Origin of the sequence: Haloarchaeobius baliensis (assembly GCF_052060055.1) — an archaeon.
Lineage (GTDB): Archaea > Halobacteriota > Halobacteria > Halobacteriales > Natrialbaceae > Haloarchaeobius > Haloarchaeobius baliensis.
In genome coordinates this window covers 1,152,587-1,179,337 of sequence record NZ_JBPPFR010000002.1, presented here as the reverse complement: position 1 = coordinate 1,179,337, position 26,751 = coordinate 1,152,587, and the positions used below count along the sequence as shown (strand labels likewise).

The following is a 26,751-nucleotide window of genomic DNA, read 5'->3' as shown; positions in this document are numbered from 1 at the left end:
TAACACCCGTACCCATCCCGAACACGGAAGTTAAGCTCGCCAGCGTGTCGGGGAGTACTGGAGTGCGCGAGCCTCTGGGAAACGCGATTCGCCGCCTCCCATTCATACTTTCATTTCATCGGTGAGCGACAGCCCTGCGCGGGGCTGTCGCTGATCGTGCAGTCAGCCACCACCAGCCACAGCCATCCCGGTCGCTACCGTCCGGAGTGCAGTAGCTGGGGATGCTCGTCGACACGAACTGCTGAGCGACAGCTCTCAGACGGAGAACTCGGCGCTGGCCTCGCAGTCGGCGTTGTTCGCGGCGAGGAACGCGGTCGCGGTGTAGCTACCGGGCTCGGGGTCGTTCCACGCGCAGTCGTAGGTGACCGACTCGCCGGCGTCGAGCGACGTGGACTGGAGCATCTGCGCGAACATGCGGCCCTCCGCGAACGACCAGATCTCTGTGTCGCCGTCCTCGACGACGAGCACGTCGTGGGTCTGTGCGTTCGAGAACTGGAGGTCGACGGAGTCGGGGCCGTCGTTGGTGACGGTGAAGGTGAACGAGACCTCGTCGGCTGACGGGTCGACGTCGAGCTGCCCGGTGAGCGACATGGGTGGCGGTTCCGTCGGCGGGCGTATATGAGTTCCGCCGAGTCGTCACGGTTATAGCCAGTGTTCGCATAATCGGAAGTTGATTATGGAGTTCGACCCGGACAGGCCGCGGGGGCTGCTGTCGCGCGCGGACCGCGAGTACCTCCTCGGGTTGAAAGAGATGGAGCACGAGCAGTCGAAACGGAACGCGGAGGCGCGCATCCGCAGGCGGGTGACGGAGGGCATCGTTGACTTCTACCTCCTGGTCCGGAATCTGGAGCGCAAGGACCGGAAGCAGATCTTCGAGAAGGGGATGGACGACCCGGCGTTCCGGTACGGGCTGATCGGGATGCAGACGTTCGCGTACATGGGGATGAAGGAAACCGGCATGGAGTTCGAACACGTGCTCGGGCCGGCGATAACGCGCGCGGAGGAGGCGTACGCGGCCGAGGGGTTCGACAGCACGGTCGACGTGGACATCACCTTCGACGTGGACGTGACCCTCGGCGCGGGCCTGGACTCGGTCGCGGAGCGTATCCGTGCGGGCGAGGCCGTCGGCCCGGACGAGTTCCTCTCGGTGATGGGCGGCGAGGGGGACGTTCTGGAGGACGTCGAGCGGGTGACGCTGGACCTGAGCGAGGGTGGGATCGGGATGGAGCACGGCGAGTTCGTCGACCGGGTGGCAGCGTTCCTCGACGGCGAGGCGACGTGGGAGAACGGGGAGCGGGTCCACATCGCCGTCGGCGACGACGTGGGGTCGACGTAGTCAGTTCGGGACGCGCTGTCCCCAGAGTGCGAGGATGCTGGGGAGGACGAGCACGGCGCCGACGAACGCGAAGACGATGGCGACGCCGATGACGATGCCGAACCGCTGGAGCGACGGGACGATGGCGAGCGCGAGCGTCGAGAAGCCGGCGGCGGTAGTGACGGCGCTGCCGAGCAGCGCGCCACCGGTTCCGTCGACGGTCGCGGTGAGGGCGTCGTCGACGCTGCCGAGGCGTTCGAGCTCGTCTGTGAACCGTTCGGACATGTGGATGCTGTAGTCGACGCCGAGCCCGATACCCAGCGAGGTGATGAGGGCGGTCTGTGCGTTGAACGGGATCTCGAGCAGGTACATCACGCCGAGCACCCACGCGAGCGAGAGGACGACGGGGACGATGGTGACGGCGCCGAGGCTGGCGTAGCCGTCGAAGATGCGGTAGCCGACGACGAGCACGGCCAGTACGGCGAGGACGGTCACGACGAGGGTGACGACGACGGTCTCGAGCAGGCCGTCCTGGACGATGGCGGTGAGGACGGGCTGTCCGGTCGCGGTGGCGGTGAGGCCGTCGCCCTGTGCGGGAACGACTGCGGCCTGCATCTCGTCGCGGACCTCGGGGACGGGGGCACCGCCCTGGATGGATACCTGGACGCGGAGGGCCTCGTACTCGCCGGCGCCGTTCCGGGCGACGACCTGACGGGCCTGCTCGGGCGCGGTGCGGTAGAGGCCGTCGTACACCGCGGTGAGGTTCTCGTCGGGGACGCCGTCGTCGTCGGTGTCGGCGGCGGCGACCGTCGCGGCGAACGTCTCGTTCCGTGCGGCGACGGCCTGGATGGTCGCGACGGGGTCGAGGATGCGCGGTTCGCCGTCGGCGAGCGTGATGACGGTGTCGCTCGCGGCGGCGCGTTCACGCACGGCGACGACCCGGTCGAGCGTACCGGGGTCGCTCACCTGTCCCTCGATGAGCAGTTCGGCGCGGGTGGTGTCGCGCTGCTGGAGGAAGTTGTCGTTGAGGAACTCGGCGTTCTGTCGGATGTTGTACTCGCCCGGGGTGAACGGCTCGGGGAGCTGTTCCATCCAGTCCGGGGGCTGTTCGGTGAGGAAGTCGCTGCGGTCGAAGCTGGTGTCGACCTGCGTGCCGCCGTAGGCACCGACCCCGCTGAGGAGCACGGCGACGAGCAGGACGACGACGGGCGCGCGCTTCGCGCCGACGGTGCCGAGCGAGAGCAGCCGGCCGACGACGGCGGTATCGCCGCCGAAGGGCGACTTCGTCCGGTCGAGGCCGACCCGTTCGAGCAGGCCGTCGACCTCGACCTTGAGAGCGGGGACGAGGGCGCCGAAGACGACGAGCGTACTGACGATGCCGGCCGCGCTGACGAGCCCGAAGTTCTGCAGGGGCGCGAGCGGGCTGACCAGGTTCGAGAGGAACCCGATGGACGTGGTGACGGTCACCCAGACGAGGGCGATCCCCACGCTCCCGAGCGCGAGCACCATCCCGTCCCGCGCGCCGGAATCCGAGTTGCCGTCGCGGACCTCGCGGTGGCGCATGAACACGTGGATGGCGTAGTCGATGGCGAGCCCGATGAGCAGGATGGGGACGGCGATGAGCGTCGTCCCGAAGGGGATGTCGAACCAGCCCATGAAGCCCTGCATCCAGACGAGCACGAGACCGATCCCGAGCGTGCTCAGTACGATGTCGACGACGTCGCGGTAGGCCACGACGAGCGTCAGGATGACGAGCAGGAGCGCGACGGGGCCGATGATCGCGAAGCTGTCGCCGATGGAGCGGCCGGTCTCGTCCTCGACGATGCCGACGCCGAAGACGAACGCGTCGTCGCCGAACCGGTCGGCGGCGATGTCCTGCATGGCGAGCTGTGCGGTGGACACCGACTCGGGGATGCCGTCGGCGCCCCCGGTCTCCTGGAAGGCGACGACGACGGTCGCGTTCGTGCTCGTCGTGCCGGGTTCGTAGTGGGTCGGGAGCAGGGTGAGGGGGTCCTGCCCACCGGTCGGCGCGTCGCCGTCGCCGGAGAGCACCCGCTCGACGATGGCCTCGACCTCGGAGGCGTTCCGTGATTCGAGTGCCTCCACCTGCCGGCTGAGGTTCGGCGGTGGGCCGCCGGGCTGTCCGGCACGTGCGCGTTCCTGCTGGACGGCGGCGATGGCGACGACGTTGGCGACGCTGACGGTGCTCGGTTCGTCGGCCAGCGTCGCCGAGACGGTCCCGTTCTCGGCGACCGACCGCTGGAAGGTGAGCACCTCGAGCAGCGACTCGCGCGTGAGCACGTTCTCGTCGCGGACGACGATCTGCACCGTCGTCCGGTTGACCGCGTCGGGGTCACCGAAGTTGGCGTTCACGTAGTCGAGCTTGTCGGCGGCCACCGTCTCGGTCTGGAAGCTGTCCGTCGAGGTGGACATCTCGACCTGTCCGGCGGCGCTACCAACGATAGCCGTCGCCACGAGCAGGACGAGTATCACCAGTTTGCTGTGCGAGACGATACCGTCGGCGACCCGACCCGCCAGCGACTCGTCCCCATCCGTTCGTTCAGCTGACTCCTCGTTCACGAGGGGTACTGCTGCAGGTAGCGACAAAGCCGTTACGATAATCTGGATACGGTATAATCAATTTTGGATTATGCGGTGGGCGAACGACACGGCTTTAGCCGCGACAGCGTTACACCGAGGCGTGCAGGTCGTCGGCTACCGGACGGAGTCGGCCGAGCATCCACCAGCGCTGCTGCTGGCGAGCGACGGAACGGTCGAGGCCGAGCGACTCACCCCCGGGACGTCGCTGTCGTACTCGCTGGGGGACCGCTGGTGTGCCGGCTCCGTCGACGGCGACGACCACTACGCCTGTGAGCGACCCGGGGCACCCTACTGCGAGCAGCACACGAGCCGATGGCCGTGTGCGCGTTGTACCGGCGACTGCGACCTGCCGCTGGCGAACTGTCGCGAGGAGCACGCCGTCTACCTCGCGGCGTTCGCGCCGGACGTGTTCAAGGTCGGCGTCACGAAGTCCCGGCGGCTGGAGACCCGGCTCCGCGAGCAGGGTGCCGACAGGGCCGCGCACGTCCACACCGTCTCCGACGGCCGCATCGCACGGCGGCTGGAGGCGGAGTACGCCGACCGGGTCCCCGACCGCGTGCGCGTGCCGACGAAGCTAGCCGGGATCGACGATACCGTCGACGAGGCCGCCTGGACAGACCTCCTCGCGGAGTTCGACGTCGTCGAGACGTTCGCGTTCGACTACGGGCTCGACCTCGACGCGCAGCCGGTGCCGGAGACGCTGCTGTCGGGGACCGTCCGTGGCGTGCAGGGCCGGGTCCTCGTCCTCGACCGGGGTGGAACGACGTACGCCGTCGATCTGCGTGACCTCGTGGGCCGCGGCGTCTCGCCCGAGGAGAGTGATCGACGGCTCCAGTCGAGCCTCGGTTCGTTCTCGTAGCCGGCTCCCGAGGAGGCGTCGTGCTCCCCCGCGAGAAAAACCCTTTTCGGGCAGGAGACTGAAGCCACCGGTATGCCAGAAGACGAGGAGACAGCCGAGGACGCCCAGAACGGCGACGACGAGCAGAAGTCCTTCCGCGAGCGGGTCGAGGAGATCCGAGAGCGACGCGAGGAGGAGTCCGACGAGGACCGACGCGAGCGCATGGAGGAGATGATGGGCGGCGGTGGCGGTGGCGGTCCCGGTGGCCCCGGCGGCATGGGCGGTGGCGGCAACCCGTTCGCACAGATGATGGGCGGGATGATGGGCGGCGGTCCGGGCGGCGGCATGGGTCCCGGCGGCCGCGACGGTGGCTCGGACAACGAGGAGCTCGTCCGCGAGGTCCGCCAGCTCCGCGACGAGATGCGCGACCAGACCCGCGCACTCAAGCGCATCGCCGACGCGCTCGAGGACGACTGAACGGACGGTGCGGCCGCGAGCGCCGCGGAACCGCCCGCTCGTTCCGTCGGAGCGCAGCCGACACTTTTTACACGCTGGATTCGTGAATGTGCCCATACAGATGTCACTCTCGGCAGTCGCGCTGTACGTGCTGGCGAGGGAGCTCCCGGACACACACACGAAGGCGACGCTGTCGTTCGCTCCGGTCCTGTTCCTCGGAACGCTCCTCCAGTTCGCGACGGGCGATCCGACGGTCCACGCGGTCGGGCTGGCCGCGGCGATGCTCGCAGGACTGGGGGCCGTGGTGGTGGTGTCCGACGGTCTCAGGCGGCGGTTGACCTTCTCGCCGGAGATCTACGAGACGTCCTCGTAGAGCGATTCGAGGCGCTCGATGGCGTGGTCGATGCTGACGTCGTCGCGCCGGGAGAGACAGTTCTCGGAGAGCCGCTCGCGCTCGTCGAGCGCCCGGCGGATACCTCGCCGGAAGCCGACGACGTCGCCGCGGTCGAAGTGGTAGCCGGTGACGCCGTCGTCGACCGTCTCGGCCAGCGCCCCGGCGTCGACGCCGACGACCGGTGTCCCGCAGGCGTTGGCCTCCAGCGCGACGAGCCCCTGGGTCTCGACGGGCGAGGGGAACGTGAACACGTCGAGCGCGGAGTAGAACGCCGGCATCTCGTCGCGGTCGAGGAAGCCGAGGAAGCGCACGTCGGCGTCGCTCGTTCTGGCCTGCCGTTCGAGGTCGTCGCGGGCGGGACCGTCGCCGCCGAGGACGACCGTGACGTCGAGACCCTCGGCGGCCTCTATGATGTCGGTGAGGCGCTTCTCGTAGCCGTGGCGGCCGGTGTAACCGACCAGCGTCCCGGAGAGGTCGTACCGCTCGCGGAACGCGGCGGTGTCGACCGGACGGAACTGCTCCACGTCGATGCCGTTCGAGACCACGCGCACCGGCGTCTCCACGCCGACGTCGTCGACGAGCTTCCGCCGGGTGGGTTCGGACGGGGTGACGACGAGGTCGGCGCGGTTGTAGAACCAGCGCTCGTACTGCTCGCTGAGCCGGCGGAGCCCGCCGGTGATGCGGTCGGAGGAGGCGATGTAGTTCGCGTACTCGGCGGTCGGGGTGTGGTACGACGCCACCAGTGGTTTGTCCTCGGAGCGGGCGAGACGCAGGCTCGCGAGGCCGAGGCCGAAGGCGGTGTGGGCGTGGATGACGTCGGCCTTCGTCGCCGCCTCGGGCACCTGCGGTGCGCCGACGCGGAACCCCTCGTAGAACGGGAACGGGACCGAGCGGACCGGGTGCTCGCTGGCCTCCGGCACGTGGTCGTCGGAGTCGGGGTAGACCACGTCCATCCAGCCACCGTTGCGGTTCCAGCGGTCCCGCCAGGACTTGATAGTGTAGGTCACGCCGTTTACCGTCGGCAAATACGTATCGGTAAAGGCTGCAACCTGAAGGTCCATTATCGGGCGATTGACCCTTGAGAACTTAAATCACCTGACTTCAGTGTCGGTCTATCAGGTCCCGGTAGGTGTCGGCTAGCTCCGCGCCGATCTCGTCGAGGCCGTGCGATTCTGCGGTCTCGCGGGCGTTCGTCCCGAGGCGCTCGCGAAGCTCCGGGTCAGCCTCCAGGCGCTCCAGTGCCGCCCGGAACTCCTCGAAGTCCTCGCAGATGAGGCAGTCGTGGCCGTCCTCGAAGTACTCCCGGAAGACGGGGATGTCACGGAGCACGCAGGCCTTCTCGCAGGCCATCGCCTCCAGCACGACGAGGCCCTGGTTCTCGACCTTCGCGGGGAAGCAGAACACGTCGCCCGCGCCGTAGGCCATCCGCTTGTCGTCGACCCAGCCTGTGAACGTGACGTTCTCCGGGGGGTTCCCCGTCCACTTCCGCACCGTCTTCGACGCTGCCGGACCCTCCTCGTAGGTCCCGAACCAGGTGAAGTCGTAGTCGGTCGCCTGCGCCAGCTCGCAGAACGTCGTCAGCCCCTTGCGCTCGAAGACGTTCCCGACCGCGAAGACCACCATGCCGTCGAGGTCGTACCGCTCCCGGGTCTCCTCGCGGAACGACTCGTAGCCCGAGAGCGGTTCGAGGTCGATGCCGTTCGAGATGGGTTTGATGGGTGCGTCGACCGGATAGGATTCGAGCACGCCCTTCGTGTACTCCGAGGGACAGAGCACGAGGTCGGCCTGCGAGTAGAAGTGCTTGAGGTAGACGCCGAGGGCGGGCGCGACGACGTTCGAGAACCGGAACGAGTCCCGGAAGTCCTCCTTCGTGACGTGTGTGTGCAGGACGAGCGGGACGTCCTGGGCCTTCGCCCGCCGGGCCAGCGCGAGCGACACCGGCCCCGCCATGTTCAGGTGGGCGAGGTCGTAGTCCACGAGCAGGTCGTCGCCGTAGGCCCACGACGCGAACAGGGCGTCGGGCACCGAGCCGTCCGTCCACGGCGACGTGACCACGTCGATCTCGGGAGCCGCCCGAGAGAGCGCCTCGCGTTGCTGGTCTGCGGCCGTTCCCATGCCGCTCCGGTCCATCTGGGACTCCAGTTCGAGGTGGTTCAGGACGCGCACTGTCGTGTCGGACACCCGACGACAGAAAATAGGTTTCGACTCGGGTCGACGGGGAGTGGGTCCACGGGGTGCCCCGCGGCCGGCCACCTCCGGTCGACGGACCCCGTAGCGAGCCAGAATCGGTGCCGGCCACGACAGCGCACGAGCCCGGCCCGACCGTCGGAGCAGCTCCTGGCCGGTACCGAACCATTATTGCCCGGTCCGGCAAAAATTACGTCCATGTACGACGACGACGACCTCGCGGCGATCCGCGAGGGGCGCGAGGACTGGGAGTCCGAGACACTCGACCCGGTACTCGACCGCTTCGGGGAGCGCAAGGACCGGTTCGCGACGGTGTCGAACATGGACGTGGAGCGGCTGTACACGCCCGACGACGTAGCCGACCTGGACTACGGTGAGGACCTCGGTTTCCCCGGCGAGGAGCCGTACACCCGCGGCCCGTACCCGACGATGTACCGGGGGCGGACGTGGACGATGCGGCAGTTCGCGGGCTTCGGCACGGCCGAGGAGACGAACGAGCGGTTCCACTACCTCATCGACGAGGGCCAGACCGGGCTCTCGACGGCGTTCGACATGCCGAGCCTGATGGGCAAGGACTCCGACGACCCGCTGTCGGACGGCGAGGTCGGGAAGGAGGGTGTCGCGGTCGACACGTTACGGGACATGGAGATCCTGTTCGACGGCATCGACCTCGGCGAGGTCTCCACATCGTTCACCATCAACCCATCTGCGCCGGTCATCTTCGCCATGTACGTGGCGCTAGCCGACCAGCGAGGCGTCTCCCGTGACGAGATCAGCGGGACCATGCAGAACGACATGCTGAAGGAGTTCATCGCGCAGAAGGAGTGGGTCATCCCGCCGGAGCCGAGCCTCGACGTGGTCACCGACACCGTCGAGTTCGCGACCGAGGAGACCCCGCGCATCCACCCCATCTCGATCTCGGGCTACCACATCCGGGAGGCCGGTTCGACGGCGGTGCAGGAGCTCGCGTTCACCCTCGCCGACGGCTTCGCGTACGTCGAGGACGCGATGGACCGCGGCCTCGACGTCGACGAGTTCGCGCCCCGGCTCTCCTTCTTCTTCAACTCCCACAACTCCATCTTCGAGGAGATCGCGAAGTTCCGCGCCGCCCGCCGCATCTACGCCCGGGTGATGGACGAGTGGTACGACGCGGAGAAGCCCGAATCGAAGCGCCTGAAGTTCCACACCCAGACCGCGGGCCAGAGTCTCACCGCACAGCAGCCCCTGAACAACGTGGTCAGGGTGACCATCCAGGCGCTCGCGGGCGTCATGGGTGGCACGCAGTCGCTGCACACGAACAGCTTCGACGAGGCGCTGGCGCTCCCGTCAGAACGGGCGGTCCGGGTCGCACTGCGCACCCAGCAGATCATCGCCGAGGAGTCCGGCGCGGCCGACATCGTCGACCCGATGGGCGGCAGCTACGCCATCGAGGCGCTCACCGACCAGGTCGAGCAGCAGGCGATGGACTACATCGATGAGATCCGCGAGATGGGCGAGGGCTCCGTCCGCGACGGCGTCCTCGAGGGCATCGACCAGGGCTTCTTCCTCCGGGAGATCCAGGAGGCCTCCTACGAGTACCAGGAGCGAGTCGAGGCCGACGAGGAGGTCGTCGTCGGCGTGAACAAGTACACCATCGAAGAGGACACGGAGCCCGAGATCCTCAAGGTCGACGAGGAGACCCAGGAGCGCCAGCTCGACCGGCTGGCGCAGGTCAAGGCCGAACGCGACGACGAGGCCGTCGAGGAGGCACTCGGCGACCTCGAGGCCGCCATCAAGTCCGACGAGAACGTCATGCCCTACATCGTCGACGCGGTGAAGGAGTACGCGACGATGGGCGAGGTGATGAAGGTGTTCGAGGCCGAGTACGGCGCGTACTCCGAGCAGATCGGACTGGCCTGAACCGCCCGGGGATTCCGGCCGCCCTTCAGAGGTAGTCCATCCCGGTCGTCTCGCCGAGGTCGAAGCCGGCGCGCTCGTGGGACCACTCCACGGGCTCGTCGCGGTGCTCGTCCATGAACGAGACGATCTCCTGTCCGACCTTCTCGCCGTAGAGTTTCGTCCCGTCGCGCATCCGTTCCAGCAGCGCGTCGTCCTCGCACACCCGATCCACGGCGGTGGCGACGAACTCGCCGGAGATGGGCGGGACGAGCAGGTTCGTGTTCGCCTCGAACACCGTCTCCGGCCGGTCGGTGTTGAACCGCGCGGTGAGACAGGCCGTCTCGTCGATGTGGTTCAGCTCCTCCTGCATGCTACCGGAGTCGGTGAACTCGGCCATGCACTGCCCGGATTCGAGGAACTCGTAGACGTGCGCGTGCTTCTTCCAGAGTCCGGTGAACAGGAAGTTCTCGCGCGTCTCGTCGAGGTCGAGCAGTTTCTCGCGCAGGCCCGTCGCCTCCAGCGCGCTGCGGGTTGCGTTCAGCTCGACGAAGTTGACGTTGTAGCCGTCCTCGACGAGCGAGATCACGCCCTCGACGATGGCGCGGAACCGGCCGGGGAGCAGGTTCGCGCGCCGGTGGATGTCGACGCGGAGCCAGTCGTCGCGGGCCTCGAGTTCGGGGTAGACGTCGAAGACGCTCTCGTCCAGCTCCGCGTCGCGCTTGGCCTCGATGGCGTCGACGACGCTGTTGCCGACCACCGGGATGCGCTCCTCGGGGTAGCCCTCGCGGACGAGGTGTTCGCGGTTCAGCTCGACGGGTGCGAAGTGGTACAGCGACGCGGCAGAGCCGACGAACGTGTCGTACTGCTCGGGGAACGGTTCGGAGCGGTCGACGTGCCAGTCGTCGTTCCACTGGGTGGCGACGAAGTCGTCGACCGCGGCAGCGTCACCGGCGGCTAGCGCCTCTCGGTCGACCGAATCGTAGTCGGGGGCCATCCCGCGCAGGCCGGCCTCGTTGTGTGCGACCTGCGTGCCCGTGGTGAACGCCCACGCCTGGGGCACCGTCGCGGCGGCGTGCGTGTCGCCGTGGACGAGCGGGACGACGGTGGTGTCCGGGTGGTGTTCGTCGAGGTAGTCGGTGAACCGGTCGACCCGGCTCGTGACCTCGGCGGTCTTCTGTGCGAGGCCGCCCCGGACGCCGAGGTCGACGCCGATGTGGTCCTCGACGCCGTACTCCGCCAGCCCGTGGCCGAGCAGGTCGTCGTAGTGCTGCCCGGTGTGGAGGATGAAACAGGGCACGCCAAGCTCGTCGGCGGCGGTGACGACGGGGGCCTGCTTGTAGAAGTCGGGCTTCGTCGCCGTCACAACGGCGATGGCGAACTCGGCGTCGGCGAGACAGGCGTCGAGTCGGTCCGCGTGGACCTCGTACGCAGAACTCATTGCGAGTTGCTCGTCGGTGGAGGACCGAGTAGCTGTCCATTTTCGGGACAGTCGCTGTGGGGCATGGGCGACCACCGCAATAACCGTCCACCGGCGTCGGGGGAACGCTTATCCCGTTTATGCACATCGGTTGAACACGAACTATGGCAGAGGATACCGAGGACGGCGAGGTGGAACTGGAGGCCCGACTGGAGGAGCAGGACACCTTCGAGCCCTCGGACGCGTTCGTCGAGCAGGCGAACGTGTCGGACGAGGGGATCTACGAGGAGTTCGAGGAGCCGGAGGCCTGGGAGCGGGCGGCCGACCTGCTCGACTGGGACGAGGCGTACGACCAGGTGCTGGACGACAGCGATGCACCCTTCTACGAGTGGTTCACCGACGGGAAGCTGAACGCCTCGTACAACTGCGTCGACAGGCACGTCGAGAACGGGCGCAAGAACCAGGCCGCCATCCGCTGGGAGGGCGAGCTCGGCGAGACGCGCACGTACACGTACCTCGACCTCTACAACGAGGTGAACGAGTTCGCGGCGGCCCTGCGCGACATGGGCGTCGGGGAGGACGACGTCGTCACGCTGTACATGCCGATGGTGCCGGAGCTGCCGATCGCCATGCTGGCATGTGCCCGCATCGGCGCGCCGCACTCGGTCGTCTTCGCCGGCTTCTCCGCCGACGCGCTCGCCACGCGGATGAACGCCGCCGAATCCGAGTATCTCGTCACCTGCGACGGCTACTATCGCCGCGGTGACGCGCTGAACCACAAGGAGAAGGCCGACGAAGGGCTGCGCGGCGTCGAGCACGACGTGGAGACGGTGGTCGTCGACCGCCTCGGCGACGAGCTGAAGGTGTTCCTCGGCGAGCACGCCCACGACTACGACGAGCTCGTCGAGGCCCACGCCGGCGAGCGCGTCGAGCCAGTCTCGCGGGACGCCGAGGACATGCTGTTCCTGATGTACACCTCCGGCACGACCGGCGAGCCGAAGGGCGTCAAGCACACGACCGGCGGCTACCTCAGCTACGTCTCGTGGACCAGCCACGCCGTGCTGGACATCAAGCCGGAGGACACGTACTGGTGCTCTGCCGACATCGGCTGGATCACCGGGCACAGCTACATCGTCTACGGGCCGCTCGCGCTCGGGACGACGACGCTGATGTACGAGGGCACGCCGGACTACCCGGACCGCGACCGCATCTGGGAGATGGTCGACCGCTACCAGGTCGACCAGTTCTACACAGCGCCGACGGCCATCCGAGCGTTCATGAAGTGGGGGACGAAGTTCCCGGACCGCCACGACCTGTCGAGCCTCCGGCTGCTCGGCACCGTCGGCGAACCCATCAACCCCCGCGCCTGGAAGTGGTACTACAGGCACATCGGCGACGAGGACTGCCCCGTGGTCGACACCTGGTGGCAGACCGAGACCGGCGGCATGATGGTGACGACGCTGCCGGGCATCGGCACGATGAAGCCCGGGTCCGCCGGCCCGCCGCTGCCCGGCATCTCAGCCGAGGTCGTCGACGTCTCCGGGGACCCCGTCAGCGCCGGCGAGGCGGGCTATCTGACGGTGAACGAACCGTGGCCGGGGATGCTCCGCACGCTGTACAACAACGACGACCGGTTCATCGCCGAGTACTGGCAGGAGTACTCCGACCCCGACGAGGACCGCTGGGTCTACTTCCCCGAGGACGGCGCGAAGCTCGACGAGGACGGCTACATCACCGTCCTCGGCCGGGTCGACGACGTGCTCAACGTCTCCGGCCACCGGCTCGGCACCATGGAGATCGAGAGCGCCATCGTCGGCGTCCCCGGCGTCGCCGAGGCGGCCGTCGTCGGAGGCCACCACGACGTGAAGGGCGAGGCCGTCTACGCCTACGTCATCACCGAGGACGGCTCCGAGCCGGGCGAGGAGCTCCGCGAGAAGATCGTCGCGAGCGTCGAGGACGCCATCGGTCCCATCGCGCGACCGGAGGCGGTCATCTTCACGCCCGAGCTCCCCAAGACCCGCTCGGGCAAGATCATGCGGCGGCTGCTCGAGGACATCGCGAACGGGGAGGAGCTCGGCGACACCTCGACGCTGCGCAACCCGGATGTCGTCGAGGACATCGCGTCGCGCGTCGGGGACGACTAATCCTCGTCGACCGCCGCGTCGTCGTACCGGGAGACGAACCGCACTGCGAGGAGGAGGACGCCGAGGCTCACGCCGACCATCACGACGCCGTAGACGGCGAAGTTCAGCGGCGTCACCGCGAACTCGACGCCCGCGAAGCTCGCCTGCTGGATGTCACGACCGGACTCGACGGGCAGCAACAGCCCGACCGCCGCGCCGAAGACACCCGCGAGCGCCACGACGGCGAGGTAGATGCCGACGACGATTCGACTGCCCCGGAACCGGTCACTGACGGCTGAATTCACGTCACGAATTCGGGACTGGCCAACGATTAGCCTTTCCCTCTGTGCTCCGTAGCCCGGGATATGAGCGAGAAGGAACTGATCGGTCTCGTCCTCGGCAGCATCGTCGTGCTCATGTTCGTCACCGGCTTCGTGCTCGTCCTGAGCTGACGGTCAGAAGCCGGCGAAAACGAATCGAGACAAGAGAACCGCGTTACGCGTCTGCTTCTGCGTCCTCGGGCTCACCGCCGTCGGTGAGCGCGGTCTCCAGGCGGTCGTCGAACCAGTCCCACTCGCGGGAGTGGACACCGTCCTCTTCGAGGTTCCACGGGTCGGGTCCGACGCGCGGGCCCTCCATGTACGACTGGACCATGTTCCAGAGCCAGATGATCTGGGCGACCAGCAGGATGAACGCGCCGACGGTCGCGAGCACGTGCAGCAGCTGGATGAAGTCGAGCGGGCCGACCGTGATGAGGTTGTACGTCGCGTAGCGGCGCGGCATCCCGACGTAGCCCATCAGGATCATCGCGAAGAAGGTCAGGTTCGTCCCGACCATCGTGAGCCAGAAGTGGGCCTTCGCGAGCGTGACCTGGTACATCCGCCCGGTGACGAGCGGGAACCAGTAGTAGACGCCGGCGAACACGGCGAACGCGATGGCGCCCATGATGACGTAGTGGAAGTGGCCGACGACGTAGTACGTGTCGTGGAGCAGGAGGTCGACGGGGATGGAGGCGAGGAAGACGCCCGTGACGCCGCCGATGATGAAGTTGCCGACGAAGCCGATACAGAACAGCATCGGCGTCGTCAGACGGATCTTCCCGTTCCACATCGTCGTGATCCAGTTGAACGTCTTCACCGCGGACGGGATGGCGATGGCCAGCGAGACGGCCATGAACGAGGCGCGGATGCGCGGGTCGATGCCCGACGCGAACATGTGGTGCGCCCAGACACCGAACGAGAGCACACCGATCGCCAGCGTGGAGTAGACGACGAACTTGAAGCCGAACAGCTTCCGTCCCGAGAAGCGCGGGAGCACGTAGCTGATGATGCCCATCGGGGGCAGGACGAGGATGTACACCTCGGGGTGGCCGAAGAACCAGAACAGGTGCTGGTAGAGGATGGTTCCACCGCCGTCGGCGGTGAAGAACGTCGTCGCGAAGTTACGGTCGAGCAGCAGCATGACCAGCGCGCTCCCCAGCAGCGGGAACGAGAACAGGATGAGCGCGGACTGGGTGAGGATGGTCCACGAGAAGATGTCGAGCTTGTCCCAGCCGACCTCGGGACCGCGCTCGGCGAAGATTGTCGCGATGAAGTTGATCGCCCCCATCGTCGCCGAGACACCGGTCAGGTGCAGGCCGAGGAGCATCAGGTCGGTCCCGGCGTTGAGCTGGGCGATGCTCGTCGCGGGACTCCCCTGTGCTGTCTGGGAGACCGACTGCGGCGGGTACATCGTCCACGAGGCCATCGACGGCGCGACGCTGTCGACGAACGGGGCGATGAAGAAGCCGGCCCAGATGAGTACCGCACCCGGCGGGAGCAGCCAGAACGCGATAGCGTTGATGCGCGGGAACGCCATGTCGTCCGCGTCGATGAGCAGCGGCACGAGGTAGTTCGCGAACGCCGCGATGATGGGCGTCCCGAACAGGAACAGCATCGTGATGCCGTGACTCGTGAGCAGGCCGTTGTAGAGGTTCTGCCCGTTGTTCACGCCCATCGCGCCGGCGAGCGCCTGGGTCACGTCGATGCCGGGCGTGATGAGTTCGGTCCGCATGATGATGACGGCGATGCCACCCCACGCGAACGCGAGGATGGCGTAGATGCCGTAGAGGATGCCGATGTCCTTGTGGTCGACGGTGGTGAACCACCGGAATATCCCGGCCGGTTTCTCAGCGTGTCCGTACCCGCCCTCCCGGCTGACGATGCCGGAACCGCCACCCGCGAGCGGCGTGTACGTGCGCCAGTCCGCGGCGCGTGCCAGGAACAGCACGACCCCGAACAGGAACACAGCCATGAGGGCTGTCAGAACTATCTGTCCGCTAATATCCATGTGAGACCCTCAGGATTGCTCCCTAAAGAAAGGTTCGGGATGCGCGTCGGGTGTCGGTTTCCCGACCGGACTGACGCGTCGCTCACGCGCTCTGGGTCCGACCGGAGAAGGACCGAGACGACCGGTTCCAGTCGGTCTACTCCTCGTCGTCCTCGGCGGTCGCGTCCTCGAGGTCTTCCTCGTCCGCGTCGACGGCCATCGCGACGCCGCTCTCGGCGCTGTCCGAGCCGAACTCGTCGTCGTGGATCTCCGGTGCCTCCGCCTCGGGAGCCTCCGCTTCGGCTGCCTCGCGTGCCTCCGACTCGCGCTCGTCGCCCTCGATGGCGACCGCGGAGAAGTACGTCAGGATCGCCAGCAGCACGAAGGGGACCAGGATGAGCCCGATCTGGAGCAGCGAGTACGTCGAGTCCCAGCCGAAGGGGCCGTACACCATCGGCAGGAACAGCACGAAGAAGAACGCCATGATGAACAGCGGGATGATGTTCACCGTCAGGTCGAGGAACGTGTCCTTGTCGAATATCGTCCGGTCTTGCTCCATCGTTGCCGGAGGCTTCGGACGGGCGACCAAATAGGTTGTCGTTTCCCGAGCGTGGGGAGCCGGGCCGACGGTTCGCTGTGGGCGGCCCGCGCGCAGTCGGCCGTGTGGGGTCAGCGGGCGTGTGCCGGCTGGATCTCGAGCCGGAGCCGACCGTACAGTGCGAGGAGGAGGCCGAGGACGCCCGCCACGGCGATGGAGACGCCGCGGTAGGCGACACCGTTCGGGACCGCGATGAGGTCACCGTTCTGCATGATGCCGCCGCCGTTGGTCGTGAACAGTGCGACACCGACGGCGACGAAGACGAACGCGAGGCCGGCGAGGGTGGGCCAGGGCTGGTCGACGTAGCCCGTCTCGGTGACGATGCCGGCGATCCCGCCCGCGAAGATCAGGATACCGAACACAGACAGGGGGAGGACGGCGAACAGCACGCCCACCTCGGAGATCGCCAGGCCGAACGCGATGAGCATCGGCCAGACGCTCGCCTTCGGGCGGGGTGGGGTCGCGGTCTCCGATGACTCGTCTGCCATGTACGCGGGTAGGGAATCGAGGTATAAACACGTCACGAAGGACGCCCGTGGACGGAGCACGGTCGAGTTCGGAGCCGGTACATCGTGTCAACTGGAACGCCCGTGCGCGGGTTGACCCATTAACCACGACATATTAAACCGTGTGTGGACAATCTCTCCCTGATGACCGACGTACGAATCGCCGGTGTCGGACTGACCAAGTTCGGTGCGTCACCGGAACGGACCGGTCGGGACCTCTTCGCGGAGGCCGGGCTGGACGCACTCGACGATGCCGGTGTCGACCAGGACGACGTCGAGGCGTTGTTCTACGGGAACTTCATGGGGGAGCTCGCCGAACACCAGGGCCACCAGGGTCCGCTGATGGCCGAGGCCGTCGGCGTCGACGCGCCCGCGACCCGCTACGAGGCGGCGTGTGCCTCCTCGGGCGTGGCGGTCGCCGAGGCCGTCAAGAACATCCGCAACGGCGAGCGGGATGTCGTGCTCGTCGGCGGCGCAGAGCGGATGACCAACCTCGGGACCGCGGGCGCGACGGAGGCGCTCGCCATCGCGGCCGACGACCTCTGGGAGGTCAAGGCGGGGATGACGTTCCCCGGCGCCTACGCGCTGATGGCGAACGCGTACTTCAGCGAGTACGGGGGCGAGCGCGAGGACCTCGCCGCCATCGCGGTGAAGAACCACGAGAACGCCGTCCCGAACGAGAAGGCACAGTACCAGCGCGAGATCACGACCGAGGACGTCATCGAGGCGCCGATGGTCGCCGAACCGCTCGGACTGTACGACTCCTGCCCCATCTCCGACGGCGCGAGCGCGCTCGTGCTCACCTCGGAGGCGTACGCCGAGGAGCACGACCTCGACGCGTCCGTCGCCGTGACGGGGACCGGACAGGGTGGCGACCTGGTGGCGCTGCACGACCGCGACTACCTCGCGCGTTCGCCCGCAGCCGACGAGGCGGCCGCCGAGGCGTACGCGGACGCCGGCATCGTCGCCGACGACGTGGACGTCGCGGAGGTCCACGACTGCTTCACCATCGCGGAGGTGCTCGCGATGGAGTCGCTCGGCCTGTTCGAGGTCGGCGAGGGCATCTCGGCGGCCCGCGAGGGGAGGACGACCCGCGAGGGCGAGCTGCCGGTGAACCTCTCCGGTGGTCTGAAGGCGAAGGGACACCCGGTCGGCGCGACCGGTGCGTCCCAGCTCGCGGAGATGGCCTCGCTGCTCCGGGGCGACCACCCCAACAGCGAGTACGTGGAGGGAGCGACGACCGGCGTGACCCACAACGCGGGTGGGACGGTCGCGAGTGCCGTGGTTCACGTGCTGGAGGTGGCACGATGAGCGACGACGAGACCTACGACGCGGGATACGACGACTGGCTCGACGCGGTCGAGGACGGCGAGGCGTACTACCTCGAGGGGCCGGACGGCGACGGCTGGCTGCCCCCGCGACGTGTCGACCCCGCGACGGGCTCGCGCGAGCTGACCGAGAAGCGGCTGCCGGAGACGGGCGAGGTGGAGACGTTCACCGTCGTCCACGTGCCGACGCCCGCTTTCGAGCAGGACGCGCCGTTCGCGACGGCCATCGCGCGGTTCGGGCCGGCGCGCATCACCGGCATCGTCGAGGCCGACCCCGGCGACGTCGAGGTCGGGATGACCGTCGCTGTGGGTGTGATGGAGACGGAGACGACCGGCGACCGCGCCGTCGTCTTCAGACCGCAGTAGCGGCGTTCAGTTCTCCGAGCCGGTGTCCTCGACGTCGATCTCGACGGCGTCGGTGTCGTGTTCGGCCTCGACGGCGACGTTCGGGTCCGGTTCGTGTCCCGCCGCGCGCTCGCGTTCGAGGCTCTGCCGGCGCTCCTCGGCGAACACCTCGCCGCTGATCTCGGGGAGGTCGTCCTCGATGGCCTCGACGAACTTGTCCGGATGCTCGTCGTGGGGGAGCAGTCGCGCGTAGTCGACGACGACCAGCTTCGCGCCGGTCGCGTCGGCCAGCCGGCGTCCCTCCGAGAGCGGCGTGGTGTCGGTCTCGCGGCCCCAGACGAGCGTCACCGGGATGTCGAGGTCGGCGAGCGTGGACTCGAGGTCCGTGTCGGGGTCGAGGTAGCCGCTGATGAACGACGCCGGCGCGAAGCGGGCACCGGGCTGGTGGGTGGTCTGCCACTGGTAGGACTGCTTCGAGCGACTGTAGCCCGTCATGTCGTAGTAGCCGTGGTCGGCGCTGAAGTTCTCCAGCGAGGGGTTGGAGGCGATGCCGTTGAAGATGGCCTCGCCGAGCAGCGGCGACCGGACGGCGCGCTTGAGCAGTGGCCGCTTGCCGCCGGGCATCGAGGAGTCGGTCGGGCAGACGAGCACGAGCCGAGAGACGTCGGTCCGGCCGGCCGCGGTGGCGGCGTACGCACCCGACAGCGAGGAGGCGATGATCTCGGGGCTGTCGGTGACGTCCTCGACGAAGTCGGTCACGAAGTCCTCGTACAGCTCGCCGGTGTAGTCGATGGGCGGCCGGTCGGAGCGGCCGAATCCGGGAAGGTCGACGGCGACGACGTGGTAGGCCTTCGAGAGCGGCTCGAAGATCTCGTGCCACTCCTGGCTGGAGCCCGCGGCGTTGACGCCGTGGACGAACAGCAGGTCGGGGGCGTCCGGGTCACCGGCCTCGGTGTACGCCACGTCCATCCCCCGCCAGCGGTAGGTCCGCTGCTCGCCCTCGAGTGCGGGTTCCAGTGGCTCGGCACGGCGCGACAGTAGCTCGTTGGTCGCTGCCACGGCACCGACGGCGATGCCTGCCGACGCGAGTGCCCTCTTGAGGTTCATACGTGAACTTCGGCGCGCTGTAACTTAATCTTGCCGACAGTTGGAATTTTCCACCCGTTCCGCCGGAAGTCGGAGGGTCTTACCCCCTGGGGTGCGAACGGCGGGCCATGACGACGGTACTCGCCGCCGACGGGCTCTGCAAGACGTACGGGGAGACGACGGCGCTGGACGGCGTCTCGCTGTCGGTCGACGCCGGCGAGGTGTTCGCGCTCATCGGACCGAACGGCGCCGGGAAGACGACGCTCGTCCGGTCGCTGACCGGCACCGTCGACCCCGACGAGGGGGCGGTGGAGCTGCTCGGGTCCTCCCCCCGGGACGCTGACGAGTCGCGCCTCGGTGTGCTCCCGCAGTCGTTCTCGCCGCCGGGCCGGCTCACCGCGCGCGAGGTCGTCGCCTACTACGCCGGGCTCTACGACGACGCCCGCGACGTCGACGAGGTCGTGGCCGAGGTCGGCGTCACCGACGCCGCCGACACATGGTACGAGAACTGCTCGGGCGGCCAGCAGCGCCGGACCTGTCTGGGAGCGACGCTCGTCAACGACCCCGACGTACTGTTCCTCGACGAGCCGACGACGGGCATCGACCCGGCCGGCCGGCGCACGCTCTGGGACCGCATCGAGGAGCTCGCCGCTGGCGGGACGACGGTGTTCCTGACGACCCACGACATGAGCGAGGCCGAGCGCCTCGCCGACCGGGTGGGCCTGCTCGCCGACGGGGACCTCGTCGCGGTCGGCACACCGGGCGAGCTCGTCCGCGAGCACGGCGGCGACCGGCGGCTCACCGTCACGGTCGACGGCGACGTCCGTGCAGCAGCCGACGCGCTCGGCCGGGAGACGCGCGTGGACGGCGACCGCGTCGTCGCCGAGGGCGTCGAACCCGACGAGATCGGCGGCGTCGTCGACGCGCTCGACCGTGCCAGCGTCGACTACACGGCACTGGCGTGGGCGGAGCCGTCGCTGGAGGACGTCTATCTGGCGCTCGCGGGGGAGCGGTACGCGCCGAGAAGCGGGGAGCCGGTGCCGGCGTCGGAGCCGGCGACGGACGACTGAACGAGCGTCTGCCGGCGATGGCGCGGCGGAAGACGGGGCGCCCTCAGCCCTCGACGCCGCCGAAGGAGAGCCCGTCCTCGATGTACCGCTGTGCGAGCAGGTAGACGAGCATGATCGGCAGCGCGAAGGTGAGCGCGAACGCCGAGAACTTCGGCCACGGCGTCGAGTACTCGCTGACGAGCAGGTAGAGCCCGACCGGCAGCGTGTACTGGTCCGTCGTCAGCACCGTCTGGGCGACGACGAACTCCGTCCAGCCAGCGAGGAAGGTGAAGATGAACACCGTCGCGAGCCCCGCCTTCGACAGCGGGAGGATGACCTCCCAGACGACCCGGAGCGTCGACGCGCCGTCGACGTAGGCTGCCTCCTCGTAGGACTTCGGGATACCGTCCATGTAGGTCTTCAGCAGCCACGTGTTGAACGGCACGGCGGTCGCGGCGTAGTAGCACGCCAGCGCGAACTTGTCCGCGGTCAGCCCGTACTGCACGAACAGCGCGTACAGCGCGATGAGGCTCGCGATGCCGATGCCGCCACCGACCTGCGTGAACAGCACGTAGCCGTACAGCAGCTTCCCGCGCCCGATGAACTCGCGACGCGACAGCGCGTAGGCGCCGGGGACGATCATGCACATCGAGAGGATGACCGTCGGGACGGCCACGGTGACGCTGTTCCAGAGGTACTTCTGGAAGCGGCTGGGGTACTCGACGCCGTGGGCGCTGGCGTCGAGCACGACGAGCTCCGGCGTCTGTAGGAACACCTCCGAACCGGTTCCCGGGATGGCGAGCGTGATGCGGTAGCTCGGCAGGATGAGGTCGCCGACGACCCAGACGAACGTCTGGAACGTCGGGTCCGTCGGGAGCAGGTCGATCCCCGTGGTGGCGAAGAACGACCCGCTCCCGCCCGAGAGTGCGAGCTTCAGCACCCAGTAGATGGGGAACAGCAGCAGCGAGACGACCAGCAGCGCCCCGAGCGTCGAGACGGCGGTCCAGGCGACGTCGCGCGGCCGTACGTCGCCCGTCCGGAGGCCGACGAGGGTGTACCGCAGTTCCTCGGCGGCGCGCTTCGGTGCCGTCGCGACGGTCTTCACGTCGCCGCCGACGCTCCGGGCGACCGAACGGAGGAGGCTCATCGCTCGTCCACCCCCTCGGCCAGCTTGCCCTTCTTCACGTTCAGCCACATGAACGCGCCGATGAACAGGAGTGTCAACATCATGATGGACGCCGCACGCCCGTACGCCGGCGGCGTCTGGCCGAACGCCTCGGTGTAGCCGTAGTGGATGAGCAGCGAGTTCGCCGACCCCGGGCCACCGTCGTTGAAGATGAAGGGGATGAGGAACTGCTGGAACGAGGCCGCCGAGGTGAGGATGCCACCGAACAGCACCGGCCGCCTGATTGCGGGCAGCGTGACGTGCCGGAACCGGTGGAAGTAGCCCGCACCGTCGACCCGCGCGGCGTCGTGCAGCTCCTCGGGCACGTCCTGCAGCGCGCTGACGGTGATGATGACGATGAACGGGTACGCCAGCCACACCTCGGTGACGTTGTAGGTGAAGAAGGCGAGCCAGCGCTCGGTCATCCAGTTCGCCTTCTCGAGGCCGAGCTCGAGCAGTATCTTGTTCGAGAGGCTGTACCGGGCGTTGTCGAAGATCTTCGACCAGACCGTGATGGAGAACACGGCGGGCAGGCCCATCGGCAGGATGACGAGCGAGCGCAGGAACCGCTGGCCGCGCACGCGCTCGCCGGTGAGCACGAGCGCGACGGCGATGCCGAACGCGAGCTTGAGCACGACGCTCGTCGCCACGAACAGCCAGGTCACGCCCATCGAGTTCCAGAAGCTCGGGTCAGCGAGGATGGAGACGTAGTTCTCCAGCCCGATGAACTGCTCGTTCCCGCTGTGGATGCTCGCCGGCGGTGCGTTCGTCGCCTTCGTGAACGACAGGTACAGCAGGTACAGCACCGGGTAGAACATGAACGCCGAGAACAGGAACAGCCCCGGCAGCACCAGGAACAGCCCGACGTTGTCGCGAACCCAGGGGGTAACGCTGGACTCGCGTGCGCGCTGTGCGAGGTCGGTGGCGGTGGACATCGCGTATCAGCTGTTCCAGTTGTCGCGGACCTCGTCCGCGGCGGTCGCGAGCGCGCCCTCGGGCTCGGCCTGGCCGTTGTAGACCCGCGTGATGGCGTCGCCGACCGGTCCCCAGACGCCCTGCATCTTCGGGTTCGTGGGCATCGCGTAGCCCTGCTGGACGGCCGCGGCGTAGCCGCCGACGGTGTCCGGCAGGTCGTCGCTGTCGGCCAGCTCCCGGTGGACCGGGATGTACGAGTGCTCCTCGGCGAGGGTCCGGAGCACGTCGGTGTTCGTGGTGTACCACTCTGCGAACTCGCGGCTGGCGGTCGCGTTCGCGTCGGAGCCGTTGCCCATCTTCTTCGAGAAGAACAGGAGCTTCACGCCAGTGTACGGCGAGGGTTCGCTCCCGTCGGCGGTGGGCAGCGGTGCGACGCCCGTGTCGATGCCGGCGTCGGCCGCGCTGCCGAGGAACCACGGGCCGTTGATCGCGAACGGCGCGCGGCCCTGCTTGAACACGTCGGCCTGTGCGCCGTAGTCCGGCGAGTCCGGCATGTACGGCGCGAAGTTGTCCATGTAGTACTGGAGGCCCTCGACGGTCTCGCTGTTCTCCAGCCCGAGCTCGTCGTTGCCGTCGTCGTAGTAGAACCCGCCGAACGCGTGGACCCACGCGCTGACGAAGTAGGGGTCGACGGGGTAGCTGAGCCCGTAGGTCCCCTCGCTGGGAGCGTGGTGCTCGTCCATGATGGCCTGCATCTCGGAGACGGTCTCCGGCGGCTCGTCGACCAGCTCGGTGTTGTAGACGAGCCCGACGGTCTCGGCGGCGTAGGGCAGGCCGACGGTCGCGCCGTCGAACTGCGCCGCCTGCGCGGCGACGTCGGTGAAGTACTCGGAGAGGTCGAGCCGGACCGAGTCGCTCTCGTCTACGACCCAGCCGTTCTGGTAGTACTTCCCGGCCCAGTCGTGGGCGTGGTCGAACGAGTGCGGCCCCTGGCCCGCCGGGATGGCGGTCTCGGTCCGCGTGCCGAGCTCGGCGACCTCGTCGGCGCTGACGGACTGGTCGTACTCGTCGTTGAACCGGCTCACCTGGTCCTGCAGGCTCCGGCGCTCCGCCTCGCGGCGGGCGTGCCAGAGCGTCGCAGAGCCCCCCGAGTTCTCGGGTTCGAGCATCGGCAGGCCCTCCTGCTCGTTCGAGCCGTCGTCGTTCTCGCCGTCCGAGGTGGCCGTCTCGGTCGACTGGTCCGGCTCCGTCGTGTTCGATTCGCTCGATTCCTGGACGCCGAGACACCCCGCAACGCTCCCGAGCGCCGCTGTGGCCGCCATCTTCGCAAGCAGCTTCCTCCTGTGCTGACTCATGCCTGAATCTATGATGAAATATGTGTTCGTGTATTTAGTTCTTCGGGTGTGACTGTGTATCACCCGAGCGTTCGGTCCCCTCGCGGCCGCTGTCGACCACCGAGACGGTCCGCTGGCGTGCCGCGAATCCGCGGTCAGGCAGCGGTGCGTCCCACGAGCCGTCGGTCGCGGCGACGACGGTCACCGGGTTCCGGCCGTCGGAGAGCGACAGCGACACCGAGAACGAACCGTCGCCCGGCTCGACGCGCCGGGTCCCGTCCGGCGTTCGAACGAGGACCACCTCCGCGTCGGTCGTCCCCGATATCGTCACCTCGCCGGCGTCGACGACGCTGTCCGGCCACGACACCGAGAGCGGCGGGGGGTCGGGTGGCCCACCGTCCGCCCGCTCAGCGTCGCCCGTGCCGTCCGCCCCGTCGACGTACCGGTCCGCGACGAAGGCCGGCGTCTCCACGGGCGCTCCGGCGTCGAGCGAGTGCGCGAGCCGGACGTACTGCGCCATGCTCCACGCCAGCGGCGTCGCGCTCGCCGTGCCCTCGCCGAACTCCCAGCCGTACTCGGTCGGCTCGGGCCGGTCCCACACCTGCTCGGGGATCATCCGCCCGTCGTTGGCGAAGTCGGCCATCGCGCGAAGCAGCGCGTCGGGCGCGAGCGGCCCTGACTCCGTCCCGGCGAGCAGCTCGTACTCCGCGCGCTCGCCCGTCAGGAGCGGCCAGAGTCGGCCCTTCCCCTCGTGGGTGAGCGACCATGGAGCCCCCGCCCCGGCGTTGCTCTCGGGGCCGAGTTCGCCGTAGCCGTCACCGTTGTAGCGGTACCAGGCCGGGCCGTTGGGGGTGTCGACGCGGATGATATCGTCGACCACGGCGAGCGAGTTCTCCACCACCGGGTCGTCGGGCGGTGTCACGCCGAGCCGGACGAGCTCGAGGAAGCCGGCGTCGACGACCCCGCGTTCGTCGAACGTCGCGCCGCCGTTGGCGAGCGAGCGGACCGCGCCGTCGTCCGGGTCGGCGTCGTCGGTCACGCGCAGGAAGTACGGCGTCGGGCCCAGCTCGTCGGTGCCGGTCGTGGTGGCACACCAGTCGGTCACCGAGCGGGCCCAGTGGTCCGCGACGCCGAGGTAGACCAGCGCGTCCTCGTCCTGACCGGTCGCCTGTGCGAGCCGCGCGGCCGAGACCAGCCCCGCGACCGCGGCCGCGATGGTGCTCGGGGAGTAGCCGTCCTCCTCCTCCCAGCGCTCCTGCTCGGTGCGCGGGCCGCCGTGGACGAGGTACTCCGCCAGCGCGCGGATCTCGTCGTAGCCGTAGCTCGCCTCGTCGAAGCCGTAGCCGTGCCGGGCGTCGAGCTGCGCGGCCATCACGAGCGGGAAGGCGATCTCGTCCAGCTGCTCGCCGCCCCAGCGTGTGCGCCCGTCGAGGAACGTGTTCTGGGGGAGGAACCCCTCGCCGTCGTGCTGGTAGTCGAAGACGTACTCCAGGTGGTCGACCGCGCTGTCGACGTCGCCCATGGCGTCGAACGCGGTGAACACCTGGTAGAGGTCGCGCGCCCAGACGAAGTTGTAGCCGTGGTCGCTGGACTCGCGGGCGCTCACCGCCGAGCCCCAGGGGACCGACGGGCTGGCGATGCCCGCGCCGGTGAACGTCTTGTCCTCGACGGCCTTCAGCACCATCGCGGCGGAGCGGTACTGGTCCGCCAGCTCGCCGTGGTCGGCGACGGACGCCGGCAGGTCGACCGGTGCGAGGTACTCCCGCCACGAGCCGACGTAGCCGGCGTGGGCCGTCTCGAACCCGTCTTCGAGTGCGTCACGTGCGGTCCCGAGTGCCGCGTCGGCGTCGCCGTCCGTGGCGAACCCCAGCGCGACGGTCCGCGAGGCCGACTCGGCTCCGGATGCGAGCCGACCGACGAGCGTGAGCACGCCCTCGGCCGCGGTCGCGTTCGGCGGGAGCGCTCCCGTCTCGCGGAAGTCCTGCATCCCCGGCGCAGCCGATTCGGCGACCGCGGTCGCGTCGAACCCGCGGTCGGCGGCGAGGGCGAGCGCGACGACGACCGGTTCCCCGTCCGCATCCAGCGTGACGATGCCGTCCGCGCCGGTGTCGGTCGCGGTCAGGTCGGCACCTTCCTCCGTCCGCGCTCGCCGGGCACCCGCGGTGTGCTCGGCGCGACCCGACGGTGTCGGCGTGGCGACGACGTAGCAGTCGAGCGGCGCGTCGGCCTCGAAGGAAACGTCGAGCAGCAGTGCGTCGCGGGCCGGGTCGGCGACGTGCTCGACGGTGAGCGTCCAGTCGTACGCCTCGCCGGTCTCCGTCACGGTCTGGCGGAACGTCAGGGCGTCGGACGCTGTCGGTTCGACGGTCCGGTCGAGCGAGTCCATCTCGCCGGGCGGCGAGTGGGTGCGTGCGACGTAGCCCCCGCCGTCCGTGACGACGAAGCTCACGTGCCGCGCGTCGAGCGTGTCGATGCGCGGGAACCGGGGCTCGGTCAGCGCACCGTCGGTCAGCGTGAACCAGACCCGCGACGGGTCAGCAGCGTGGTGGTCCGCGACCGTGCCGACGCCCTGCTTCGCACCGGTCGTCCAGTGCGGCTGCCCCGGCTGGCGGTCCGTCTCCCCGTCGCCGCGGTCCTCGCCGCCGTCGGTCCGGGTCCGGCGTTCGTCCATCGGTGCCTCGGTCGTCAGCGCCCCGTCGTCTTCATCGGTTCGGCCCCCGCAGCCGGCGAGCCCGGCGACACAGCCCGTCCCGAGCGCCGAGAGCAGTGACCGCCGGTCGCGTCCGTCGTCTGTCCGTCGACTCATGCTGTGTGACCCAACCCCACGCTCGAAAAAGATTACGAAATAGTCAATCACAGATTCACAGATTTGGGAAAGAGTTATGTGTTGGCACGCACCCACACAGTGT

23 protein-coding genes and 1 rRNA gene are annotated in these 26,751 nt (G+C 68.5%); 10 read left to right on the top strand and 14 right to left on the bottom strand.

What is annotated here, in order from left to right:
• A 5S ribosomal RNA gene (rrf, locus tag ACSG06_RS16805) occupies positions 1-100 on the top strand; the annotation flags it as partial.
• 155 nt (positions 101-255) lie between these two features.
• Here the strand turns inward: rrf and ACSG06_RS16800 are convergent.
• Entirely contained in the window at positions 256-591 is a 336-nt protein-coding gene (locus ACSG06_RS16800) for a BsuPI-related putative proteinase inhibitor (RefSeq protein ID WP_440991422.1), read from the bottom strand.
• 85 nt (positions 592-676) lie between these two features.
• Here ACSG06_RS16800 and ACSG06_RS16795 point away from each other — a divergent pair, with 85 nt between their 5' ends.
• Positions 677-1,336 (top strand): DUF8102 family protein, encoded by a 660-nt coding sequence (locus ACSG06_RS16795; RefSeq protein ID WP_440991421.1) that lies wholly within the window; start codon positions 677-679, stop codon positions 1,334-1,336.
• On the opposite strand, the gene ACSG06_RS16790 is transcribed toward ACSG06_RS16795, so the two are convergent.
• A complete protein-coding gene (locus ACSG06_RS16790) occupies positions 1,337-3,895 on the bottom strand; it encodes an efflux RND transporter permease subunit (RefSeq protein ID WP_440991420.1) in 2,559 nt (852 codons plus the stop codon).
• Positions 3,896-4,016: 121 nt separating this feature from the next.
• On the opposite strand from ACSG06_RS16790, the gene ACSG06_RS16785 reads away from it, so the two are divergent.
• The 3 genes from ACSG06_RS16785 to ACSG06_RS16775 all read left to right on the top strand — a co-directional run bounded on the left by ACSG06_RS16785 (position 4,017) and on the right by ACSG06_RS16775 (position 5,583).
• Positions 4,017-4,775, top strand: coding sequence for a DUF2797 domain-containing protein (locus ACSG06_RS16785; protein WP_440991419.1), 759 nt, complete (start codon positions 4,017-4,019; stop codon positions 4,773-4,775).
• A gap of 72 nt (positions 4,776-4,847) precedes the next feature.
• The gene (locus ACSG06_RS16780) at positions 4,848-5,231 is read left to right on the top strand and encodes a hypothetical protein (RefSeq protein ID WP_440991418.1); all 384 of its coding nucleotides are present in this window, start codon (positions 4,848-4,850) and stop codon (positions 5,229-5,231) included.
• 100 nt (positions 5,232-5,331) lie between these two features.
• Positions 5,332-5,583 carry a hypothetical protein gene (locus ACSG06_RS16775; protein ID WP_440991417.1) on the top strand — a complete coding sequence of 84 codons (252 nt, stop codon included), beginning with the start codon at positions 5,332-5,334 and terminating at the stop codon, positions 5,581-5,583.
• Here the strand turns inward: ACSG06_RS16775 and ACSG06_RS16770 are convergent.
• Together ACSG06_RS16770 and ACSG06_RS16765 are read right to left on the bottom strand one after the other, a co-directional pair.
• Positions 5,565-6,665, bottom strand: coding sequence for a glycosyltransferase (locus ACSG06_RS16770; protein WP_440991416.1), 1,101 nt, complete (start codon positions 6,663-6,665; stop codon positions 5,565-5,567). The genes ACSG06_RS16775 and ACSG06_RS16770 overlap by 19 nt on opposite strands.
• A gap of 40 nt (positions 6,666-6,705) precedes the next feature.
• Positions 6,706-7,770, bottom strand: a complete 1,065-nt coding sequence (locus ACSG06_RS16765; protein ID WP_440991415.1) for a glycosyltransferase family 4 protein — start codon at positions 7,768-7,770, stop codon at positions 6,706-6,708.
• 219 nt (positions 7,771-7,989) lie between these two features.
• Here ACSG06_RS16765 and ACSG06_RS16760 point away from each other — a divergent pair, with 219 nt between their 5' ends.
• Positions 7,990-9,690, top strand: a complete 1,701-nt coding sequence (locus ACSG06_RS16760; protein ID WP_440991414.1) for a methylmalonyl-CoA mutase family protein — start codon at positions 7,990-7,992, stop codon at positions 9,688-9,690.
• A gap of 25 nt (positions 9,691-9,715) precedes the next feature.
• Here the strand turns inward: ACSG06_RS16760 and ACSG06_RS16755 are convergent, their stop codons facing one another.
• On the bottom strand, positions 9,716-11,107 hold the full coding sequence (locus ACSG06_RS16755; RefSeq protein WP_440991413.1) for a UDP-N-acetyl glucosamine 2-epimerase: 1,392 nt from the start codon (positions 11,105-11,107) through the stop codon (positions 9,716-9,718).
• Between the two features lie 143 nt (positions 11,108-11,250).
• On the opposite strand from ACSG06_RS16755, the gene acs reads away from it, so the two are divergent.
• Positions 11,251-13,230: an acetate--CoA ligase gene (acs, locus tag ACSG06_RS16750; protein WP_440991412.1), complete on the top strand. Its 1,980-nt coding sequence runs from the start codon at positions 11,251-11,253 to the stop codon at positions 13,228-13,230.
• Here the strand turns inward: acs and ACSG06_RS16745 are convergent.
• From ACSG06_RS16745 to ACSG06_RS16730, 4 genes are all read right to left on the bottom strand, one after another.
• Positions 13,227-13,514: a DUF7520 family protein gene (locus ACSG06_RS16745; protein WP_440991411.1), complete on the bottom strand. Its 288-nt coding sequence runs from the start codon at positions 13,512-13,514 to the stop codon at positions 13,227-13,229. The genes acs and ACSG06_RS16745 overlap by 4 nt on opposite strands.
• A gap of 190 nt (positions 13,515-13,704) precedes the next feature.
• On the bottom strand, positions 13,705-15,501 hold the full coding sequence (locus tag ACSG06_RS16740; RefSeq protein ID WP_440991410.1) for a cbb3-type cytochrome c oxidase subunit I: 1,797 nt from the start codon (positions 15,499-15,501) through the stop codon (positions 13,705-13,707).
• A gap of 172 nt (positions 15,502-15,673) precedes the next feature.
• Positions 15,674-16,075 (bottom strand): DUF6684 family protein, encoded by a 402-nt coding sequence (locus ACSG06_RS16735; RefSeq protein WP_440991409.1) that lies wholly within the window; start codon positions 16,073-16,075, stop codon positions 15,674-15,676.
• A 110-nt stretch (positions 16,076-16,185) separates the two neighbouring features.
• Entirely contained in the window at positions 16,186-16,602 is a 417-nt protein-coding gene (locus ACSG06_RS16730; RefSeq protein ID WP_440991408.1) for a DUF7541 family protein, read from the bottom strand.
• Between the two features lie 162 nt (positions 16,603-16,764).
• Between ACSG06_RS16730 and ACSG06_RS16725 the strand changes: the two genes are divergently transcribed.
• Together ACSG06_RS16725 and ACSG06_RS16720 are read left to right on the top strand one after the other, a co-directional pair.
• Entirely contained in the window at positions 16,765-17,931 is a 1,167-nt protein-coding gene (locus ACSG06_RS16725) for a thiolase domain-containing protein (RefSeq protein WP_440991407.1), read from the top strand.
• A complete protein-coding gene (locus ACSG06_RS16720; RefSeq protein ID WP_440991406.1) occupies positions 17,928-18,314 on the top strand; it encodes a Zn-ribbon domain-containing OB-fold protein in 387 nt (128 codons plus the stop codon). The genes ACSG06_RS16725 and ACSG06_RS16720 overlap by 4 nt, the downstream gene beginning before the upstream one ends.
• 6 nt (positions 18,315-18,320) lie before the next feature.
• Here the strand turns inward: ACSG06_RS16720 and ACSG06_RS16715 are convergent, their stop codons facing one another.
• Complete coding sequence (locus ACSG06_RS16715) at positions 18,321-19,400, bottom strand: alpha/beta fold hydrolase (RefSeq protein WP_440991405.1); 1,080 nt, start codon at positions 19,398-19,400, stop codon at positions 18,321-18,323.
• Positions 19,401-19,507: 107 nt separating this feature from the next.
• Between ACSG06_RS16715 and ACSG06_RS16710 the strand changes: the two genes are divergently transcribed.
• Positions 19,508-20,449 (top strand): ABC transporter ATP-binding protein, encoded by a 942-nt coding sequence (locus tag ACSG06_RS16710; RefSeq protein ID WP_440991404.1) that lies wholly within the window; start codon positions 19,508-19,510, stop codon positions 20,447-20,449.
• A gap of 43 nt (positions 20,450-20,492) precedes the next feature.
• Here the strand turns inward: ACSG06_RS16710 and ACSG06_RS16705 are convergent, their stop codons facing one another.
• Genes ACSG06_RS16705 through ACSG06_RS16690 form a run of 4 tightly spaced genes read right to left on the bottom strand, consistent with a single transcriptional unit; the run spans position 20,493 to position 26,648 of the window.
• Positions 20,493-21,575, bottom strand: a complete 1,083-nt coding sequence (locus ACSG06_RS16705; protein WP_440991403.1) for a sugar ABC transporter permease — start codon at positions 21,573-21,575, stop codon at positions 20,493-20,495.
• Positions 21,572-22,528 (bottom strand): carbohydrate ABC transporter permease, encoded by a 957-nt coding sequence (locus ACSG06_RS16700; RefSeq protein WP_440991402.1) that lies wholly within the window; start codon positions 22,526-22,528, stop codon positions 21,572-21,574. Before ACSG06_RS16700 ends, ACSG06_RS16705 begins: the two co-directional genes overlap by 4 nt.
• Before the next feature lie 6 nt (positions 22,529-22,534).
• Positions 22,535-23,863, bottom strand: coding sequence for an extracellular solute-binding protein (locus ACSG06_RS16695; RefSeq protein WP_440991401.1), 1,329 nt, complete (start codon positions 23,861-23,863; stop codon positions 22,535-22,537).
• 34 nt (positions 23,864-23,897) lie between these two features.
• Positions 23,898-26,648 (bottom strand): glycoside hydrolase family 15 protein, encoded by a 2,751-nt coding sequence (locus ACSG06_RS16690; protein WP_440991400.1) that lies wholly within the window; start codon positions 26,646-26,648, stop codon positions 23,898-23,900.
• Between the last annotated feature and the right edge of the window lie 103 nt (positions 26,649-26,751).